Below are 16,411 nucleotides of genomic sequence, written 5' to 3' on the forward strand. Positions count from 1 at the left end.
AACCTGCTAGCGATATAGATAAAAAATAGAAAAGTAAGGAGAGGTTACCCCCTCCTTAAAAGGTAGTGCTTGGTTGTTACTTAGTCATGCGACCTTCAGCAGCTTTTAGTGCTTGGTCTACTGATTGACGGCCGTCAACTACGTTGCCGATCGCTTCTTCCATGCTGTACCAGAATGTTGTGAACTGAGGGATGTTAGGCATGATTTCACCGTTCATCGCGTTGTCCATTGTTGCTGCAATACGAGTATCGCTGTCTAGTTGACGTTGGAAAGAGTTAAGAGCAACTGCACCTAGTGGCTTGTCGTCGTTTAGGCTCTTCATACCTTCATCAGTTAGTAGGTAGTTTTCCATGAACTCAACAGCTAGGTCGCGGTTTGGAGAAGCAGTGCTGATACCACCCGCCCATACACCAACGAAAGGTTTAGACGCTTTACCGTTGAATTTAGGTAACGTTGTTACGCCATAATCTACGCCAGCTTTCTTGATGTTTTCCCAACCCCAAGGGCCGTTAATTGTCATTGCAACATTACCCGCAACAAATTCAGACTCAGCAACTGAGTAATCCATGTCTGCAGAGATAACTTTGTCTTGTACCATCTTCTCGATGAAACCTAGAGACTTCTGAACACCGTCAGTCGCTACGCCCGCATCTTTAATGTCGTAACCTTCTGCAGTCTGTTTGAATGCGTAACCGCCGTCAGCTGCAAGTAGAGGCCATGTGAAGTAAGCGCCGCCACGTAGAGGCCACATGATCGCGTTTTTGCCATCTTTTTTAAGTTCAGCATCAAGTGCTGGGATTTCTTCCCAAGACTTAGGAGGGTTAGGAACAAGTGCTTTGTTGTAGATTAGTGAAACTGACTCAACCGCTACAGGGTATGCGATTGTTTTACCTTCGTATGAAACAGCGTCCCATGCGAAGTCTACGATACCTTCTTTAGTTTCTTTAGAAGGTTTGATATCAACAAGAAGCCCTGCTTCTGCATAGCCGCCAAAACGGTCATGAGCGTAGAAGATCATGTCTGGGCCATCGCCAGCTGCTGCTACTTGAGGGAATTTCTCTTCTAGCTTATCAGGGAAAGCAACGGTTACTTTAACACCAGTATCTTCTTCGAAGCGTTTACCTACTTCAGCCATGCCTTCATAAGCTTTGTCACCACCTACCCAGATTGTTAGTTGTCCTTCTTCGATAGCAGCATTTGCACCGAACGAACCCAGAGCAACTATTGTACCTAGAGCTACAGCGCTTAGAGCGTTTTTCATGTGAATATCCTTTTTATATTTATACGTAGGGCACATCTACCAAGACGAGCCAGTTTTCGGAGGTTATGATCTGAGAAAACAGACCATAGCTCATCATCCTAGCCACTACGCCCTAGCTATTATGGCTTAAATTCGTGATCGCCATCCGGTCAGATTAGAGACTGAAATCACAAAACGTATAGTCATCGTGATCAACATCACCGTTATGTGGTGGATTTATTTGAACTGGATCGCCAATTGAGGATAACCCCATTTATCTACTCCTCCCCTCCTACTCCCCCTAGTTAATTTTCCATTAGGAGGATGTACCCTTACGCTAATTCACCGAAACTGCAGTCATCCAAGAGTGGATAGTAAGAACCCTTTACCGGCAAGTGTTATGCGTTGACGCATTATTCATTTAGTTGGCTTCACTGCTCGCTGGTGTCTTATTATTAGCATCGAGCTAAATCTGTGATTGAATCACGGGGGAGGTTTAGCTGGATGTGGGGGAAATGGACATCAGTTTGGCTATGACGGGTGGGCTTGGTTAAAGAAGCCAAGTCTCACCCACTTTTTTCTTACTCACTCAATACTTACCCATTCCTACAGTTACTGCTGACCCAAAAATTTCTTATAATGATAAGCAGTAAAACTTAAAATTTGATCGATCGAGGACAAGCTAGATGGCGAGTGTCACGTTAAAAAACGTTTATAAATCATATGGTGATGTACAGATTTCTAAGGACGTAACCTTAGACATCAACGAAGGTGAGTTCGTAGTATTCGTTGGACCATCAGGTTGTGGTAAATCGACGCTATTACGCTGTATCGCAGGTCTAGAGGACATTACGTCTGGTGATTTGTACATTGGCGACCAACGCATGAACGACGTTGAGCCATCAAAGCGTGGCGTAGGTATGGTATTCCAATCTTACGCGCTTTACCCTCACCTTAACCTATACGACAACATGTCTTTCGGCCTTAAGTTAGCAAACGCAAACAAAGCTGAAATCGACAAGCGTGTTGAGCATGCTGCAGAAATCCTTCAGCTTGGTCACCTTCTTGAGCGTCAACCTAAAGCACTTTCTGGTGGTCAACGTCAACGTGTTGCGATTGGTCGTACTCTAGTTTCTCAACCTAACGTATTCCTACTGGATGAGCCGCTATCTAACCTAGATGCTGCGCTGCGTGTTCAAATGCGTTCACAAATCACTAAGCTACAACGTCAACTTGGTTGCACGATGATCTACGTTACCCACGACCAAGTGGAAGCGATGACAATGGCGGATAAGATCGTTGTTCTTGATGGTGGTTATGTGTCTCAAGTCGGTAAGCCGCTTGACCTTTACCACTACCCTCAAAACCGTTTCGTTGCTGGCTTTATTGGTTCACCGAAGATGAACTTCATGTCGGTACACATTGAACAAGCTGAAGCAGAACGCGTATTGGTACAACTTTCTAATGGCATGACTTTCTGGATTCCTGTTGACGGGACGACGGTTAATGCTGGCGATCGTATGTCTCTGGGTATTCGCCCTGAACACTTGATGTCTGCTGAAGCAGGTGATGCGACAATTGAAGCTGAAGTGATGATGGTTGAGAAGCTAGGTAACGAAACTCAAGTTTACCTAAACCTTGAAAGTGCCGATGCTGACGTTATCTATCGCCAGCCAGACACGTTAACAATCGAATCAGGTGACAAGTTGGCGATTGGTATTCCAGCGCACCGTTGTCACCTGTTCCACAGCGATGGCCGCGCATGTCGTCGTTTGTACAAAGAGTACGGCACAGACTAATCGCTTAGCCTTTTAGGATATAACTTGCCCATATCGAACCCCTCTTACTTTGTAAGGGGGATTTTTTATGTGTGGGAGACAAGTTTCACTAACATCGAATAGTTCGTCAGTCAGCCATTCGTGTTTCGCTATCGGCGATAAAAAAGGTCTAGCAACCGCTAGACCTTTATCTGTTAGTCAGGCTATAAACCCAACCGCTAATATCACTTCTTTCAGACATGAAACCTGTCTAAATCAAATTAGTGAATTGGCGTATCATTCTGTTTGTTGAACTGGCCAAAATGCTTCTCTAACACTTCAGGTGTCAGTTTGCCTTCCGCTTCTAATCGCTTGAACTCAGCAACAATTGCTTTTTGCTCTTCAAGTGATGGCAGTTTCACCTCAGGCTCATCGCCCATCTCTTGAGTCATCTGCTCTAGTTCTTTTTCAAAATCGCTCATGATACTTACCTAAATATTAAACTTAACCAGATTTTACTCATTTCCGCTCTGTGATGCTAGGTTGATTGAAAGCAAAGCCCGAAACCAGATCAAGCTAAGGTCAGTTAAAAAGAAACAAAGCCACAAAATAAAAAAAGCTGGATTCACGATTAAATGAATCCAGCTCTTAGTCTATGTCGCTATCTAAGCCATGTTACAGCTTGAAAGGGTTAAAGCTTAAACGAACCAACCATCTTATCTAGACGAGAAGAAAGATCTCGAAGCTCTTGGCTCGCCTCTGCAAGTTGCTCAGCAGTACCGGTTGTCACTTCATTGATTGCGTTGATCTCTTCAATGTTCTGGTTGATGGTGTGAACCACGGTCGATTGCTCTTCCGTTGCCGTAGCAACTTGCGTGTTACGGTCAGTAATATCAACGATACGGTCTGAGATACCACCCAATACGTCTACCGCTTCATCCGATGCAGACACACCCTCAAGGGTAATAACCTTACCTGCACTCATTGCCGTTACCGCATCTTTCGCATCGCTTTGCAGTTGGTTGATCATCTTCTGAATCTCTTCCGTTGAATCCGCAGTACGACTAGCTAGGTTACGAACTTCATCTGCTACTACGGCAAAGCCACGACCTTGTTCACCGGCACGTGCCGCTTCAATTGCGGCGTTTAGTGCAAGTAAATTAGTTTGCTCTGAAATATCACGGATAACACCCAGAATAGAGCCGATGTCTTGCGTTGTTGAAGCAAGCTGCTCAACTACTTGGCCTGTGCTCTCAATGTCTTGAGCTAAACGGCTGATCGCGTCTTTCGCTTTATTCACAACAGAGCGGCCCACTTCAGTATTGCCCGAAGCTTGCGTTGCCGTTTCTGCTGCTGTTGCCGCGTTCGATGCAATCTCGCTGATGGTCATGCCCATTTGGTTAATAGCAGCGACAACTTGAAGGGTTTGATCACGTTGTTCTTGGCTGTTGTCATGGGTGATATGTGCTTTATTAGAAACACTCTCTGCTGCCACTTGAAGCGCTTGGCTTGTCGAACACACCTCTTTCATCGACACATGAATCTTTTCAATAAAGCCATTAAAGCCTTTTGAAAGCTGAGCGATTTCATCATTGCCTTTCACTTCGATACGCTGCGCAAGGTCACCGTCGCCTTCACCTAGGTCGCCGAAACGCTTAGCCAAAAGTTTAATCGGCTGAGTAATGCTGTTAGCCAGAACTACGCCCATTAGGATAAACACTAATGCCACAACCGCCGTCATCATCAGCATCTTTTGTGCCGTCTCATCTAGCTCAGCAAATACTTCGCCTGTTGGTACCACACCAATGACAAACCAGTCCATCGACGACACGTATAAACTCGCAACAAACAGCTCTTGGCCTTGGCTTTCAGTGGTAATCAAGTTGAAGCCTGACTTATTCAGTAGCTGACTGGCTTGAGGGCCGTAAAGTTGTTGAAGTGAAGAGTCGCTGCGTGAGCGTTCACGGTGAATTTGAACATCACCTTGGCTATCGGTTAAGAATACGAAGCCTGTATTTTCAATCTTAAAACCATTGAGTAGGTTAACCATGTCATCCATCGATTTTGATAGACCTGACATCGCCAAACCTGAAGGCTGTTGGTAGTTAGCAAACATCTTCACTTCGCCATTAGCTTCTTGGAACATGCTCACCATGGTTGGCTGTCCAGATTGCGTAAAGCCAAAGAACCAACCATCTTGCTGTTGGTTTAACTGACGTAGGAAACCATTTTGGTTCCAGTAGTAAGCAGTTTGACGGTTCGCTACCGAAGCATCGTTCAATTGATATTGGTTACGAACATTATTCAGCTGTTTAACTAACTTGTTCTCTAGCGCAGGATCGCGATCGGTCGATTCAATCGCATCAGAAATAAATTCATTTGAAGCAATTTGCTCCGCTGCTAGCAATAGCTGAGACACTTCACGATCAATCTCGCCATTGATTCGCTCTAGCATTCCTGGAAGTTCAATATCAATCAATCGATGACTTAATACATCTCTTGCTTGTTGTTGTGCCATCGCGCCGACAATTACTGTCGATGCAAGAACCGCAAAGGTAATTCCAAGTACAACTTTTTGCTTGATACTCAGAGAGTTAGTTTTAAACATATTTGGACCTTTAAAAAGAATCGCTCGTTATTGGTATACCCTGAACAGGACTTTTTTAGTGCACTCCAACAAGCAATGCACAATCTGAGTGATGTATCGGCCACAACTAATAAAACTAGAGACTTTTCTCTCAAAAAATTGCAAATATGATGTAACAACAAAAACCATTCAGATTGGATATGAATTAACTGAGCAAATATCGTACTTTCGAGAATCGATTTTAGCTCTCAGCCCTGATATCTAACCGCACTCAAACAACGACCTCCCCCCGAGCTTTTGTATATAAAAACCAATTGATATGGTAATAATCACACCCTAACGATGTTTTTAGCTAAACACTTGTAAATCTTTCCAATTTTGAAAAAATAAATTCCGCAAATGTACTGGAACTTTTTCCTATTAATAAGTGACCAATACTCAAAATAAGAATCAAATGGCCCCCAGAGAGTCCAAAAATGCATAAAAATAACTTCGAAATCCTTCAAAACTACCTAGAGTCTCAAATCATTGGTCAGCAAGAGCTCGTAAAACAACTGATGATCGCCTTACTGGCAGATGGTCATATTCTTGTTGAAGGGCCTCCGGGGTTGGCAAAAACCCGCGCCGTAAAGTCGCTAGCTGACTGTGTCGAGGGAGATTTTCATCGTATTCAATTTACCCCCGATCTATTGCCTGCCGACCTAACTGGTACCGATATTTTCCGTCCAGAAACGGGAGAGTTCACTTTCCAATCGGGCCCGATTTTCAACTCGCTTATTCTAGCGGATGAGATCAACCGTGCTCCGGCGAAAGTGCAAGCCGCTATGTTAGAAGCTATGGCTGAGAAGCAGGTGACCGCAGGTCGAAAAACCTATGCTCTGCCTGATCTGTTTTTGGTGATGGCAACGCAAAACCCGATTGAGCAAGAAGGTACTTACCCGCTGCCTGAAGCTCAATTAGACCGTTTCTTGCTGCATTTAGAAGTGGCTTATCCAGACATGGAAAGTGAACTTGAGATCTTGCGCCTAAACAGAGGCGAAGCTCAAGGCAACGAATCTGTTCAGCCACAAGAGATATCTCAGCAAACGATCTTTGAAGCTCGCCAAGAAGTGCTCAACATTCACATGGCAGACACCATTGAGCAGTACATAATCAGACTGGTAATGGCGACTCGCCAACCTAAACAATACAGCGACCAACTTGATCAATGGTTAGACATGGGTGTTAGCCCGCGTGCAACCATCGCGTTAGACCGTTGTGCTCGCGCTCACGCTTGGCTTGCTGGCCGCGACTATGTTACTCCACAAGATGTTCAAGCGATGGCATTCCCTGTATTGCGCCACCGCCTGCTTCGTAGCTACCACGCACAAGCTGAAGGGGTCACTGCAAACCAAGTGATCGCACACCTTATCTCGTTGGTTGGTAGCGCATAGGAATACGCGCATGAATAATCAATTACCCAACCATAGTGACGGTGTCACGTTAAATCTGGACGAACTGCTGCAATACAAAGCGCAGTCTGTTCGCTGGTTGCCTCCAGCCAAGAGCCTGTGGTCGCAACTAAACGGGCAACACGAGAGCAATCGTAAAGGTCGCGGGATGAATTTCTCTGAGGTTCGTCAATATCAGGCGGGCGACGACATCCGTAGCATTGATTGGCGCGTCACGGCGAGAACAGGCAAGGCGCATACCAAACTGTTTTCAGAAGAAAGAGAACAGCCTGTGATTTTGTTCTTAGATCTGTCGAGCAGTATGATTTTCGGCTCAACCTTATTGCTTAAATCGGTTCAACTCGCACACTTTGCCAGCCAACTTTGTTGGTTAACCGTCGCTCAAAAAGACCGGATTGGCGCAGTGATAGATACTGGCCAAGAGATCATTGAGATTAAACCAAGTGCTAGCAACCATGCTCCGCTGCGTATTTTACAAAAAGTCATAGAAATCAATAACGCAGCGCTGACCAACCAAGACAATCACAGCGACACAACCTTAGAGCATGGGCTGAAGTCTCTGCATCAGCTTTGCCCGAAAGGCAGCGATATCATTATGCTCAGTGACTTTGTCCGTTATAACGAAAGTAATTACTCACTTATCAATCAAATACGTCGACATAATCGAGTTCGCTTAGTGCATTTTTACGACCCATTAGAACAAGGTGTTACTTCATTCAAAGGTTCAAAACAGATCACCGATGGCAATAAAACCCAATGGTTTAACTTTTCATCAAACAGGGAAAAGGAAAAGCTCAGTCACGCATTTGATCAGAAGCAACAACAACTGATGCAAATGAGCCTTTCTCTGGCGATCCCATACAGTTCATTGTCTTGTGCGCAATCGTTAATGAGCCAAGTGTCAGGAGTTCAGTCATGAATCAACCTCTCGACTTGAGCCCTATTATTACACCAAGCGCACCGTCATGGTGGCCTTTGGCATGGGGGTGGTGGGCTGTGATTATCACGGCCATTGTTGTGATCGCCTTAGTATTTTTCATTATAAAACGCAGACAAAAGAACCAATACGCGAAGAACGAAGCACTTGCTTGCTTTCGTAACAGTCAGCCTTCAAATACCTTGTCTCCGAGCGCAGCTCAAGACATCGTTCGTCAGGCTGCATTGAGCTATTTCCCACGTGAAAAAGTGGCAGGCTTGTCTGGTGATGATTGGTTGACGTTCTTAGATGCGCAATTGGCAAAGCCGTTATTCTCCGCAAAGCAATCGCAATGGCAACAAGCGCTCTACCAAGATACAGCCTTAATGAGCGACGAACAGAAAAAGGCACAACAACAATTGGTTAATGATTGCGAAACCTGGCTTCGTAAAGCCCTTCCTCCAAAGCGAGGTCGTTATGACTGATCTTTTAAACACGAGCTTACTAAATATCGAGTTTGTTTGGTGGTGGATGTTTTTCCTAGCGCCATTGCCAATCCTTGTTTACTTGTTCTCACCAAAATCAGAATCAAGCAGTGCCCTTAGGCTTCCGTTTTTGCCCGAGGACAGCAATACCAAAACACCAAGCAGCCGCTTACCCAAAGCTTTGTCGGTCATCATCTGGCTTTTATTGGTAACGGCCATGGCACGCCCAGTTTGGTACGGTGAACCGGTTGAATTTCAGCCGAAGCACCGTGATTTGATGTTGGTTGTAGACCTCTCCTACTCGATGAGCCAAGAAGACATGCAATTCAATGGCGAATACATCGATCGCTTATCTGCGGTGAAACATGTATTGAGTGACTTTATTGAGCGCCGTAAAGGCGATCGAGTCGGACTTGTACTATTTGCTGATCACGCCTACTTGCAGACGCCACTGACGTTAGATAGAGACACGCTTTCACAACAGCTGAATCAGGCAGTGCTAAAGCTGATTGGTACTCAAACTGCGATCGGTGATGGTATCGGCCTTGCCACCAAAACCTTTGTCGACAGCGACGCTCCTCAGCGTGTAATGATTCTACTCAGTGACGGCAGTAATACCGCGGGCGTATTAGATCCACTTGAAGCGGCGGATATTGCAAAGAAATACAACGCCACAATTTACACCGTGGGTGTCGGTGCGGGTGAAATGATGGTCAAAGAGTTCTTCATGACTCGTAAGGTCAATACTGCTCAAGACTTGGATGAACGTACTCTAATGGAAATAGCCAAACGCACTGGCGGTCAGTACTTCCGAGCGCGAGACAGCAAAGAGCTGGCAACGATTTACGACACCATCAACCAGTTAGAGCCCGTGACTAACGCCACTAAGATCTGGCGACCACAACAAGAGTGGTTTGTCTGGCCACTGTCGGCGGCAATGTTCTTCGCATTTATGCTGTTAGCCATTAGGAGAAACAATGTCTAACTTTACTTTTATCTACCCATATTGGTTCTTGGCTCTTGCCGTGCTGCCCGCTATTTGGTGGCTTAGCAAGAGACAATCCAAGCAAGGGTTATTAGCGTCACACATCGCCCGTTATTTGGCTCCTGAATCGAGCAAGCCATCGAAAAACCGCAGCACTTATTTCGGTGTTTGGTGGTTAGTCGGTGTCATCGCATTGGCCGGTCCAAGCTTTGAAAAAAATGAACAGCCAAGCTTTGAAAAAACACAGGCGCGAGTTGTGATCATGGATATGTCGATGTCTATGTATGCCACTGATATTAAGCCGAACCGTTTAACACAGGCGCGATACAAAGCTCTGGATCTGCTTTCGTTATGGAAAGAAGGCCTAACGGGAATGGTGGCATACGCCGGAGATGCTTACACCATCAGTCCGCTAACGTCTGACATCAACACCATCAAGAACCTCGTACCCAACCTATCGCCAGATATCATGCCCTTCCAAGGCGGCGATGCAGCATCGGCAGTTAAGCTTGCGATTGAGATGATGACTCGCGCTCATATCTACCAAGGCGATCTGGTACTGATTGCTGATGATATTGATGGTCAAGAGAAGAAAGAGATCGACTCACTACTCTCTGGTAGTAATTGGACATTATCAGTCTTGGCTGTAGGTACGGAAAGCGGCGCGCCGATCTCGTTACCTACAGGCTCGATGTTACAAACCGACTCAGGACAGACCGTGGTTGCGAAAACTAACGTAGGCAATATGCGCGACCTGACTCGTCGCTCTGGTGGCACGTTCACTGAAGTTCAATTTGATAACTCAGACGTTGAACACATCGCAAGTTACCTCGACCGAGTTGCAACGACATCAGAAGTGACTAAAACCAATAACTCGCTCAACACCAGAGTGAACAACGGTTTCTGGTTATTACCGTTTCTGTTACTTCCTGCACTTGGGCTATTTCGAAAAGGGGTCATTTGGTGTGGTCTAGTTGTACTTGTCTCGTTTAGCCAACCGAATACTGCGTTTGCAAATCCTTGGAAGACCGATGACCAAGTAGGTTATCAGTTGTATCAAGATGAGGACTTTCAACAAGCCGCAGAACAGTTCGAACAGCAAGAATGGAAAGGCATTGCGCAATACAAAGCCGGTGATTTCGAAGCGGCCGAACAGACACTGCAAGACCTTTCTGGCGAAGATGCTCGCTACAACCTCGCCAATGCACAAGCAAAGCAAGGTAAATACGACCAAGCGATAAAAGAGTATCAACGCATTCTCGAAAGCAACCCTGAACATGCTTATGCGAAGAAGAATCTAGAGATTGTCGAACAGGCTCAGAAGCAACAGCAACAGCAACAGCAACAGCAACAGCAACAGCAACAGCAAGACGATTCTGAGTCCAAAGACCAAAACGAGCAAGACCAGCAAGGTCAGCAAGGTCAGCAAGGTCAGCAAGGTCAGCAAGGTCAGCAAAATGATTCTTCGCAAAGCTCGCAGGATCAACAACAAAGCTCAGCTGACAATGGGAAGTCGCAAAGTCAAAGCGGCAGCCAAGATCAAAGCAATAAACAAGATCAAAGTGAAAACCAAGATCAGAATACTGACCAAAGCCAAGCTGATAGCCACCCTGATTCCAAGGCGGATGAAGAAAACGACAAGCAAGCTGTGCAAAGAAACAAAGCGGACCAAGAAGATAAACAGCCACAGGACAAGGGTGACTCAGTATCTCAGGCAGCACAAACACAAGAGGCTGCTAAGGAAGACACTGATAACAACGATCAACAAGCTGCGGCACAAGTATCAGGTCAACCTATGTCGAGCGATCCTGATATGCGAAAACTTGAGCAAGTAGAAAGCGCGCGTGATCCGAGCCAATTGCTTAAAGCGCAAATGATTCTACAAGCACGACAAAAAAGTGCTCCTAACAACCAAAACAAAAAGTGGTAACCATGCGATTTTTAAACAAGCCATTTTTATCAATGCTACTGACACTGCTAATCGGTGTTTTTTCGTCACACTCTGTATTCGCAGCGACCGCTGTGGCGAGTGTTTCGCAAAACAGTGTGACCAAAGATGAAGTATTCCTACTTAGAGTGGCGACCGATGAAAAAGTATCGTCCGGTGCTTTAGACCTGACCTCCCTTCAGAAAAATTTCTACGTCGGCACCCCAAGCTTTGGGTCATCGATGCGAATCGTCAATGGTAGCCGCACTGTGTCTAGCGAATGGAATATTACCCTTGCCCCGCTTCGATTAGGCCGATTAGAGATTCCTAGCTTTGATATTGAAGGCGCGAAAACTAAGCCGATCACCATCAACGTTGCGGTTAACAAAGCCGCTCCAAAGCAGAGTGATATGGCCGAGTTTCAACTTAATCTGAGTAAAGACTCGCTGTACCCTCAAGAGGTCGCGGAGCTTGATGTAAAACTCATCATTAAGGCTGATCCTAGAAGACTGCAAGATCCTAAAATTGCACCACCAAGTTCAGCGCAATTAGACGTGGAACCGATTGGAGAGTCAAAGCAATTTCAAGATGTTATCAACGGACAAGAAGTCACGGTTGTTCAGCAATCTTTCCATATATCGTCACAACAAGCTGGGCAATTTCAGCTTCAAGGACCAAAGTTAACCGGTGCTGTTGTTTACTCAACCAACAACTCAAGCACAACGCGCCTTTTCCAGCTCGACACGCCTGTTGAAACCTTAGATATAACAGTGAATCCTGTACCAAAAGGCTATCAAGGTGAGTGGTTACCAACATCGAACTTCAAGCTGATTCAAAAATGGTCAGATAGCCAAGGCAATGAACTCACGGATGACAATGCTTTAGGTGACGACAAACAGAAGATTGAAATGGAAGCCGGTGATTCGTTAACTCGAACCATTACTATGACGGCTAGCAACTTAACGCAGCACCAACTGCCAAAACTGAATATCACCTACCCTAAAACGGTGCGTGTTTATGAAGAAAAACCGCAATTTGGCACCACTAAATCCGGTGATGCTGTCGTTGTTTACAAGCAAGTCTTGATTCCGAAAGAGGCTGGAAATATCTCGCTTCCTGATGTTTCTCAAGCTTGGTTTAACACTGACTCGCAATCACAAGAAATCAGTAAAGCTCTTGGTCTTGAGTTGTCGGTTCAGGCAAGTGAACGCGCTAGCTCAAGCTCGCCAGCGCCGGTTATGGAGACACCAACTCAGCAAGCCAGCCCGACGATTGTTACCGTGGAAAGCCCTGGAATCTGGCCTTATCTAACCGCGCTATTTGCTGCTTTATGGGTAATTAGCTCTGCGGTTGCTTTTTATTTCTGGTCACGCCGCGGTACAGCAGTAAAACCAAAGCAAAAAGATGAACGTCAATCCGATACGGCAGAAGCGCTTATTGCCGCTCTGAAAATGAAAGACGGTGTGAAGACGAGAACCTTGTTTGAACAGTGGAAAGCTGAAAACCCAGACTTGGATGATGAGACGTTAAAAGCCGTCGAAGCCGAACTCACTAAATTAAACCAAAGCCTTTATGGTGAAGCCGGTTCATCAGCCCAAACATGGAGTCCTGATTTGGCAATCAAAGCGATGAAGAAGCCCAAAAGAGTCGCGAGTAAAAAGCATAATAGCTCGCTAGAAAAGCTTTAGTCGAAACAGTTCGTCCAAAATAGTAAAGCACAAAGGCCGTTGATCATATGGAGAACAACGGCCTTTATTTTAAGAAAGAGAGGCAGTAACCTTTTTGCGTTTTAACGCAGAAACGATCCGATTTCTCCCTGAGTCTTTGGCTTGATACAAAGCTTTGTCTGCCTTGCCATACAGTAGATCGAAATCGAATTGGCGTTGATCAGAGGTGATTGAAGCATAACCGACAGATGCGGTTAAATACTGGCTGGTACTGCTTTCACAATGAAGGATCTTCGCCTCTTCAATGCATTTTCTGATCGACTCTGCACGCTGTTTAGTTTCAGAGTGATGAGTACCGATCATCAACAACATAAACTCCTCACCACCAATACGGCAAAAGGTTTCCTTATCGCTATGAACATGGGCATTGAGTATCTTGCCAATGGTGCGCAGAGCAGCGTCACCTTCTGTATGCCCATAAACCGTGTTATACAAACCAAAATGATCAAGGTCGACGAGGATCAATCCGAATGTAACTTCATGTTGTATGGCAAACGCCCCTTGATCGTCGCAATTTAGATCATCTAACACCTGCGACAACATACGCCGATTTCCAAGACGTGTCAGCGGGTCTAATTTAGAGATAATATCCAACTGCTCATTGGCTCGTTCAAGCTCTTGAGTGCGCTTGCTGACCTCTTGCTCTAGCGTCTCATTAAGCTTTTTGAGCTCCTCTTGCGCCATGGTTCTCTGTAGCACCTCAGCTAAACTAGAAGCGAAGATACGTATCACTTCACGCAGTTGTGACGTTAAAGGGCTGCGAGTTAACAAATTGTCCGCGGCTATAAACGCAATCGGCTCACCCGTATTGGTGGTGAGCATCGTCATTGCCGTCCAACCGACTCCCACAATATTGAAATCGTGATAGATAGGCACCGATTCTTCAAAGGCGACTTGATTAGGACAAGCGCGAGCTGCTGCAACAATGTCACGTTCCACCAGCTCTGAGCGGTAATAGGACTCATCAACAATGTCGCCTTTTATATCCGTGCCCCACGTGCCTTGCATGTAATTGCAGCCTTTATCTGTTAAAAAAACCGCTAAACGATCTATCCCTAAGTGCTGAATAGCAAAGCTAACCGCAGATTTACAGACTTCGCTTACGCTATCGCAGCGAGACAGTTCCACCATACTTGAGTGCAACATGCGGATGTTCTGTTCTTGCCGTTTGCGGATGTAGATCTGAGAAAGCAGAGAACCAAAGGATTCAAGCATCTGCTTTTGGTAATTGGTAATAGGTGAACGGTGAATGTAGTTATCCATTGCAATCCAACCCACGGGTTTATCACCTTCACGTAAGATGAGCATTCCATTCCAGCCCTGCCCTACTACTTTTCCTTCGGTGTAGAGAGGTGCCTGTTCGATAATAACCAAGTTGGTGTGATTGTCTGATAACGCTTCGATGTATTCCGCTTCGAGTTGATGCAAGTCGTACTGGGTATGATGTTCGCTGTTGGTTCTACCGGCCTCATCAGTACCATAAGTGCCGCTAAAACAGCGCTTTTTCATATCGAGTAACATGAAGATCGCACGGTCAAAGCCTAGACGGTCGCGCACGGCTTCTACTGACGCTTTATACAAGGCATCCAAAGAGTCAGGATTAGAAAGCTCTAATGCCACCTGATGAACCAGTTTCATATTCTCCACAAACAGTTCACGAAGCTTTATTTCATCAAGGTACTGCGCTTCACGCGTGTCGCGGTGTTTGATCTCCAGCGCAGCGTTCTTTTCTGCACGAATGCATTGCCAGCGGGCTGCTGCAAGTTGAAGAACATCAAGATCTTGGTCGAAGGTTTGGTTGATATGCTGAGCATTGCAATTTTGAACAATTAAATAAGTTCTACAGGCAGGCGCGTTGTCGAGCATCATGATGAATGACTCTCCACCTAACACTTTCATGTGTTCCCACTTACAAGTGTTGATAGACATTGGGAGCACGCCATCTGCGGTATCGAATTGAGAAACCCAAGGCCAAAACGTAGCAGGATAATTTGCCAGAGACGTTAGCTCTCCATAAGAAAACAAGGGGAACGAATCGACTTCTGGTATCGGTTCTGCAAATATCCCAATCCCTTTTGGAGCAAGCATCTTAGTCAAGTAGTCAAAAAGAGACTCTGCCAATAAACGGTGATCACGCGTAGCAGATATTTGTTTTGCAAAGGCTTTTACAGGCACAGCTTCCGTCCATTGGCTATTGAGAATACAGCAAAAATACAGAAGCCTTGATATGCAATCAATGTAACTAAAAATGAGATGTTAAGCGGGTCGCAATTTCACTTTTTACATTATCACAAGCATGAGAAGGACTACAAAAATGGGATTTCCTGCCCAAAATTTCATCGACATTGGGACTTTTTTAAAGGTATAAAAAAACCCCACCTAAAGTGGGGCAAAACTTCCATCGCTTATAGTTATAGTGATAATTCTGTCGATCTATTCGATTATCTAACCTGCGTATCAGTTAGCGTGCTGATTTCGCTAAAAGGCCAAACACAGCACTTGAATAATCAATTAACCAAAGTCACCGTTTACGTAACCTTTAGTACGATCATCTTTTGGCTCGCTAAAGATAACACTCGTTTCGTTGTGCTCTACAAGCTCTCCCATTAGGAAGAAAGCAGTACGGTCTGAAATACGACGCGCTTGCTGCATTGAGTGCGTTACGATAACGATAGTGAAGTCTTTCTTCAGATCTTCCATCAATTCTTCAATCTTATGCGTCGCGATTGGGTCTAGAGCCGATGTTGGTTCATCCATTAGGATTACATCCGGTTCCATTGCAATGGTACGAGCGATACATAGACGCTGTTGCTGACCACCAGACAAGCCAAATGCGTGTGCTTTAAGACGGTCTTTTACTTCGTCCCAAAGTGCCGCACTGCGCAGTGAGCTTTCTACTACTTCGTCAATGTGCTTTTTGTCTTTGATACCTTGAGCACGTAGCCCGTAAGCCACGTTCTCGTAGATGCTCATTGGGAATGGGTTTGGCTTTTGGAATACCATGCCGACGCGGATACGTAGGTCAGCCACATCAATATTGCCGTAGATGTTTGTGCCATCCATATCCAGCTTACCTTTGATAGTAACGCCTTCAATTAGGTCATTCATGCGGTTCAAGCAACGTAGTAGCGTTGACTTACCACAACCAGATGGGCCAATCAGTGCCGTAACCTGACGAGTTGGAATTGGCAGGTTGATAGATTTAAGCGCTTGGTTGTCGCCGTAAAACAGATCTAGGTTCTCAATATCAAATTTGTTCATTGTCGTAATCTCTAAATTCTTAAATTCGTGTCTAGCTTGATGCTTTCTTTATCACGGAGGCTCTCTTTATTGTTG

Annotated in this window: 12 protein-coding genes; 7 read left to right on the forward strand and 5 right to left on the reverse strand. The window is 45.3% G+C overall.

Annotated elements, in window-relative coordinates; all coding sequences use genetic code 11:
• Positions 1-76 precede the first annotated feature (76 nt).
• Entirely contained in the window at positions 77-1,261 is a 1,185-nt protein-coding gene (gene malE / locus CWO13_RS01860; RefSeq protein ID WP_102432319.1) for a maltose/maltodextrin ABC transporter substrate-binding protein MalE, read from the reverse strand.
• 665 nt (positions 1,262-1,926) lie between these two features.
• Between malE and malK the strand changes: the two genes are divergently transcribed.
• The gene (malK, locus tag CWO13_RS01865) at positions 1,927-3,039 is read left to right on the forward strand and encodes a maltose/maltodextrin ABC transporter ATP-binding protein MalK (RefSeq protein WP_108082432.1); all 1,113 of its coding nucleotides are present in this window, start codon (positions 1,927-1,929) and stop codon (positions 3,037-3,039) included.
• Positions 3,040-3,278: 239 nt separating this feature from the next.
• On the opposite strand, the gene CWO13_RS01870 is transcribed toward malK, so the two are convergent.
• The gene (locus CWO13_RS01870; RefSeq protein ID WP_010431457.1) at positions 3,279-3,479 is read right to left on the reverse strand and encodes a hypothetical protein; all 201 of its coding nucleotides are present in this window, start codon (positions 3,477-3,479) and stop codon (positions 3,279-3,281) included.
• A gap of 209 nt (positions 3,480-3,688) precedes the next feature.
• The gene (locus CWO13_RS01875) at positions 3,689-5,605 is read right to left on the reverse strand and encodes a methyl-accepting chemotaxis protein (RefSeq protein WP_102432318.1); all 1,917 of its coding nucleotides are present in this window, start codon (positions 5,603-5,605) and stop codon (positions 3,689-3,691) included.
• 455 nt (positions 5,606-6,060) lie between these two features.
• Here CWO13_RS01875 and CWO13_RS01880 point away from each other — a divergent pair, with 455 nt between their 5' ends.
• Genes CWO13_RS01880 through CWO13_RS01905 form a run of 6 tightly spaced genes read left to right on the forward strand, consistent with a single transcriptional unit; the run spans position 6,061 to position 13,036 of the window.
• Positions 6,061-7,017 (forward strand): AAA family ATPase, encoded by a 957-nt coding sequence (locus CWO13_RS01880; RefSeq protein WP_017081852.1) that lies wholly within the window; start codon positions 6,061-6,063, stop codon positions 7,015-7,017.
• Between the two features lie 10 nt (positions 7,018-7,027).
• Positions 7,028-7,954: a DUF58 domain-containing protein gene (locus tag CWO13_RS01885; protein WP_102267585.1), complete on the forward strand. Its 927-nt coding sequence runs from the start codon at positions 7,028-7,030 to the stop codon at positions 7,952-7,954.
• Positions 7,951-8,436, forward strand: coding sequence for a DUF4381 domain-containing protein (locus CWO13_RS01890; RefSeq protein ID WP_108082433.1), 486 nt, complete (start codon positions 7,951-7,953; stop codon positions 8,434-8,436). The genes CWO13_RS01885 and CWO13_RS01890 overlap by 4 nt, the downstream gene beginning before the upstream one ends.
• Positions 8,429-9,421: a vWA domain-containing protein gene (locus tag CWO13_RS01895; RefSeq protein ID WP_099165817.1), complete on the forward strand. Its 993-nt coding sequence runs from the start codon at positions 8,429-8,431 to the stop codon at positions 9,419-9,421. Before CWO13_RS01890 ends, CWO13_RS01895 begins: the two co-directional genes overlap by 8 nt.
• The gene (locus tag CWO13_RS01900; RefSeq protein ID WP_108082434.1) at positions 9,414-11,351 is read left to right on the forward strand and encodes a vWA domain-containing protein; all 1,938 of its coding nucleotides are present in this window, start codon (positions 9,414-9,416) and stop codon (positions 11,349-11,351) included. The genes CWO13_RS01895 and CWO13_RS01900 overlap by 8 nt, the downstream gene beginning before the upstream one ends.
• Positions 11,352-11,353: 2 nt before the next feature.
• Entirely contained in the window at positions 11,354-13,036 is a 1,683-nt protein-coding gene (locus CWO13_RS01905; protein WP_108082435.1) for a BatD family protein, read from the forward strand.
• A 69-nt stretch (positions 13,037-13,105) separates the two neighbouring features.
• On the opposite strand, the gene CWO13_RS01910 is transcribed toward CWO13_RS01905, so the two are convergent.
• The gene (locus CWO13_RS01910) at positions 13,106-15,250 is read right to left on the reverse strand and encodes a sensor domain-containing diguanylate cyclase (RefSeq protein WP_108082436.1); all 2,145 of its coding nucleotides are present in this window, start codon (positions 15,248-15,250) and stop codon (positions 13,106-13,108) included.
• 336 nt (positions 15,251-15,586) lie between these two features.
• A complete protein-coding gene (pstB, locus tag CWO13_RS01915) occupies positions 15,587-16,336 on the reverse strand; it encodes a phosphate ABC transporter ATP-binding protein PstB (RefSeq protein WP_004732036.1) in 750 nt (249 codons plus the stop codon).
• Between the last annotated feature and the right edge of the window lie 75 nt (positions 16,337-16,411).

Origin of the sequence: Vibrio sp. ZF 223, from assembly GCF_003050585.1 — a bacterium.
GTDB classification, from domain to species: domain Bacteria; phylum Pseudomonadota; class Gammaproteobacteria; order Enterobacterales; family Vibrionaceae; genus Vibrio; species Vibrio crassostreae.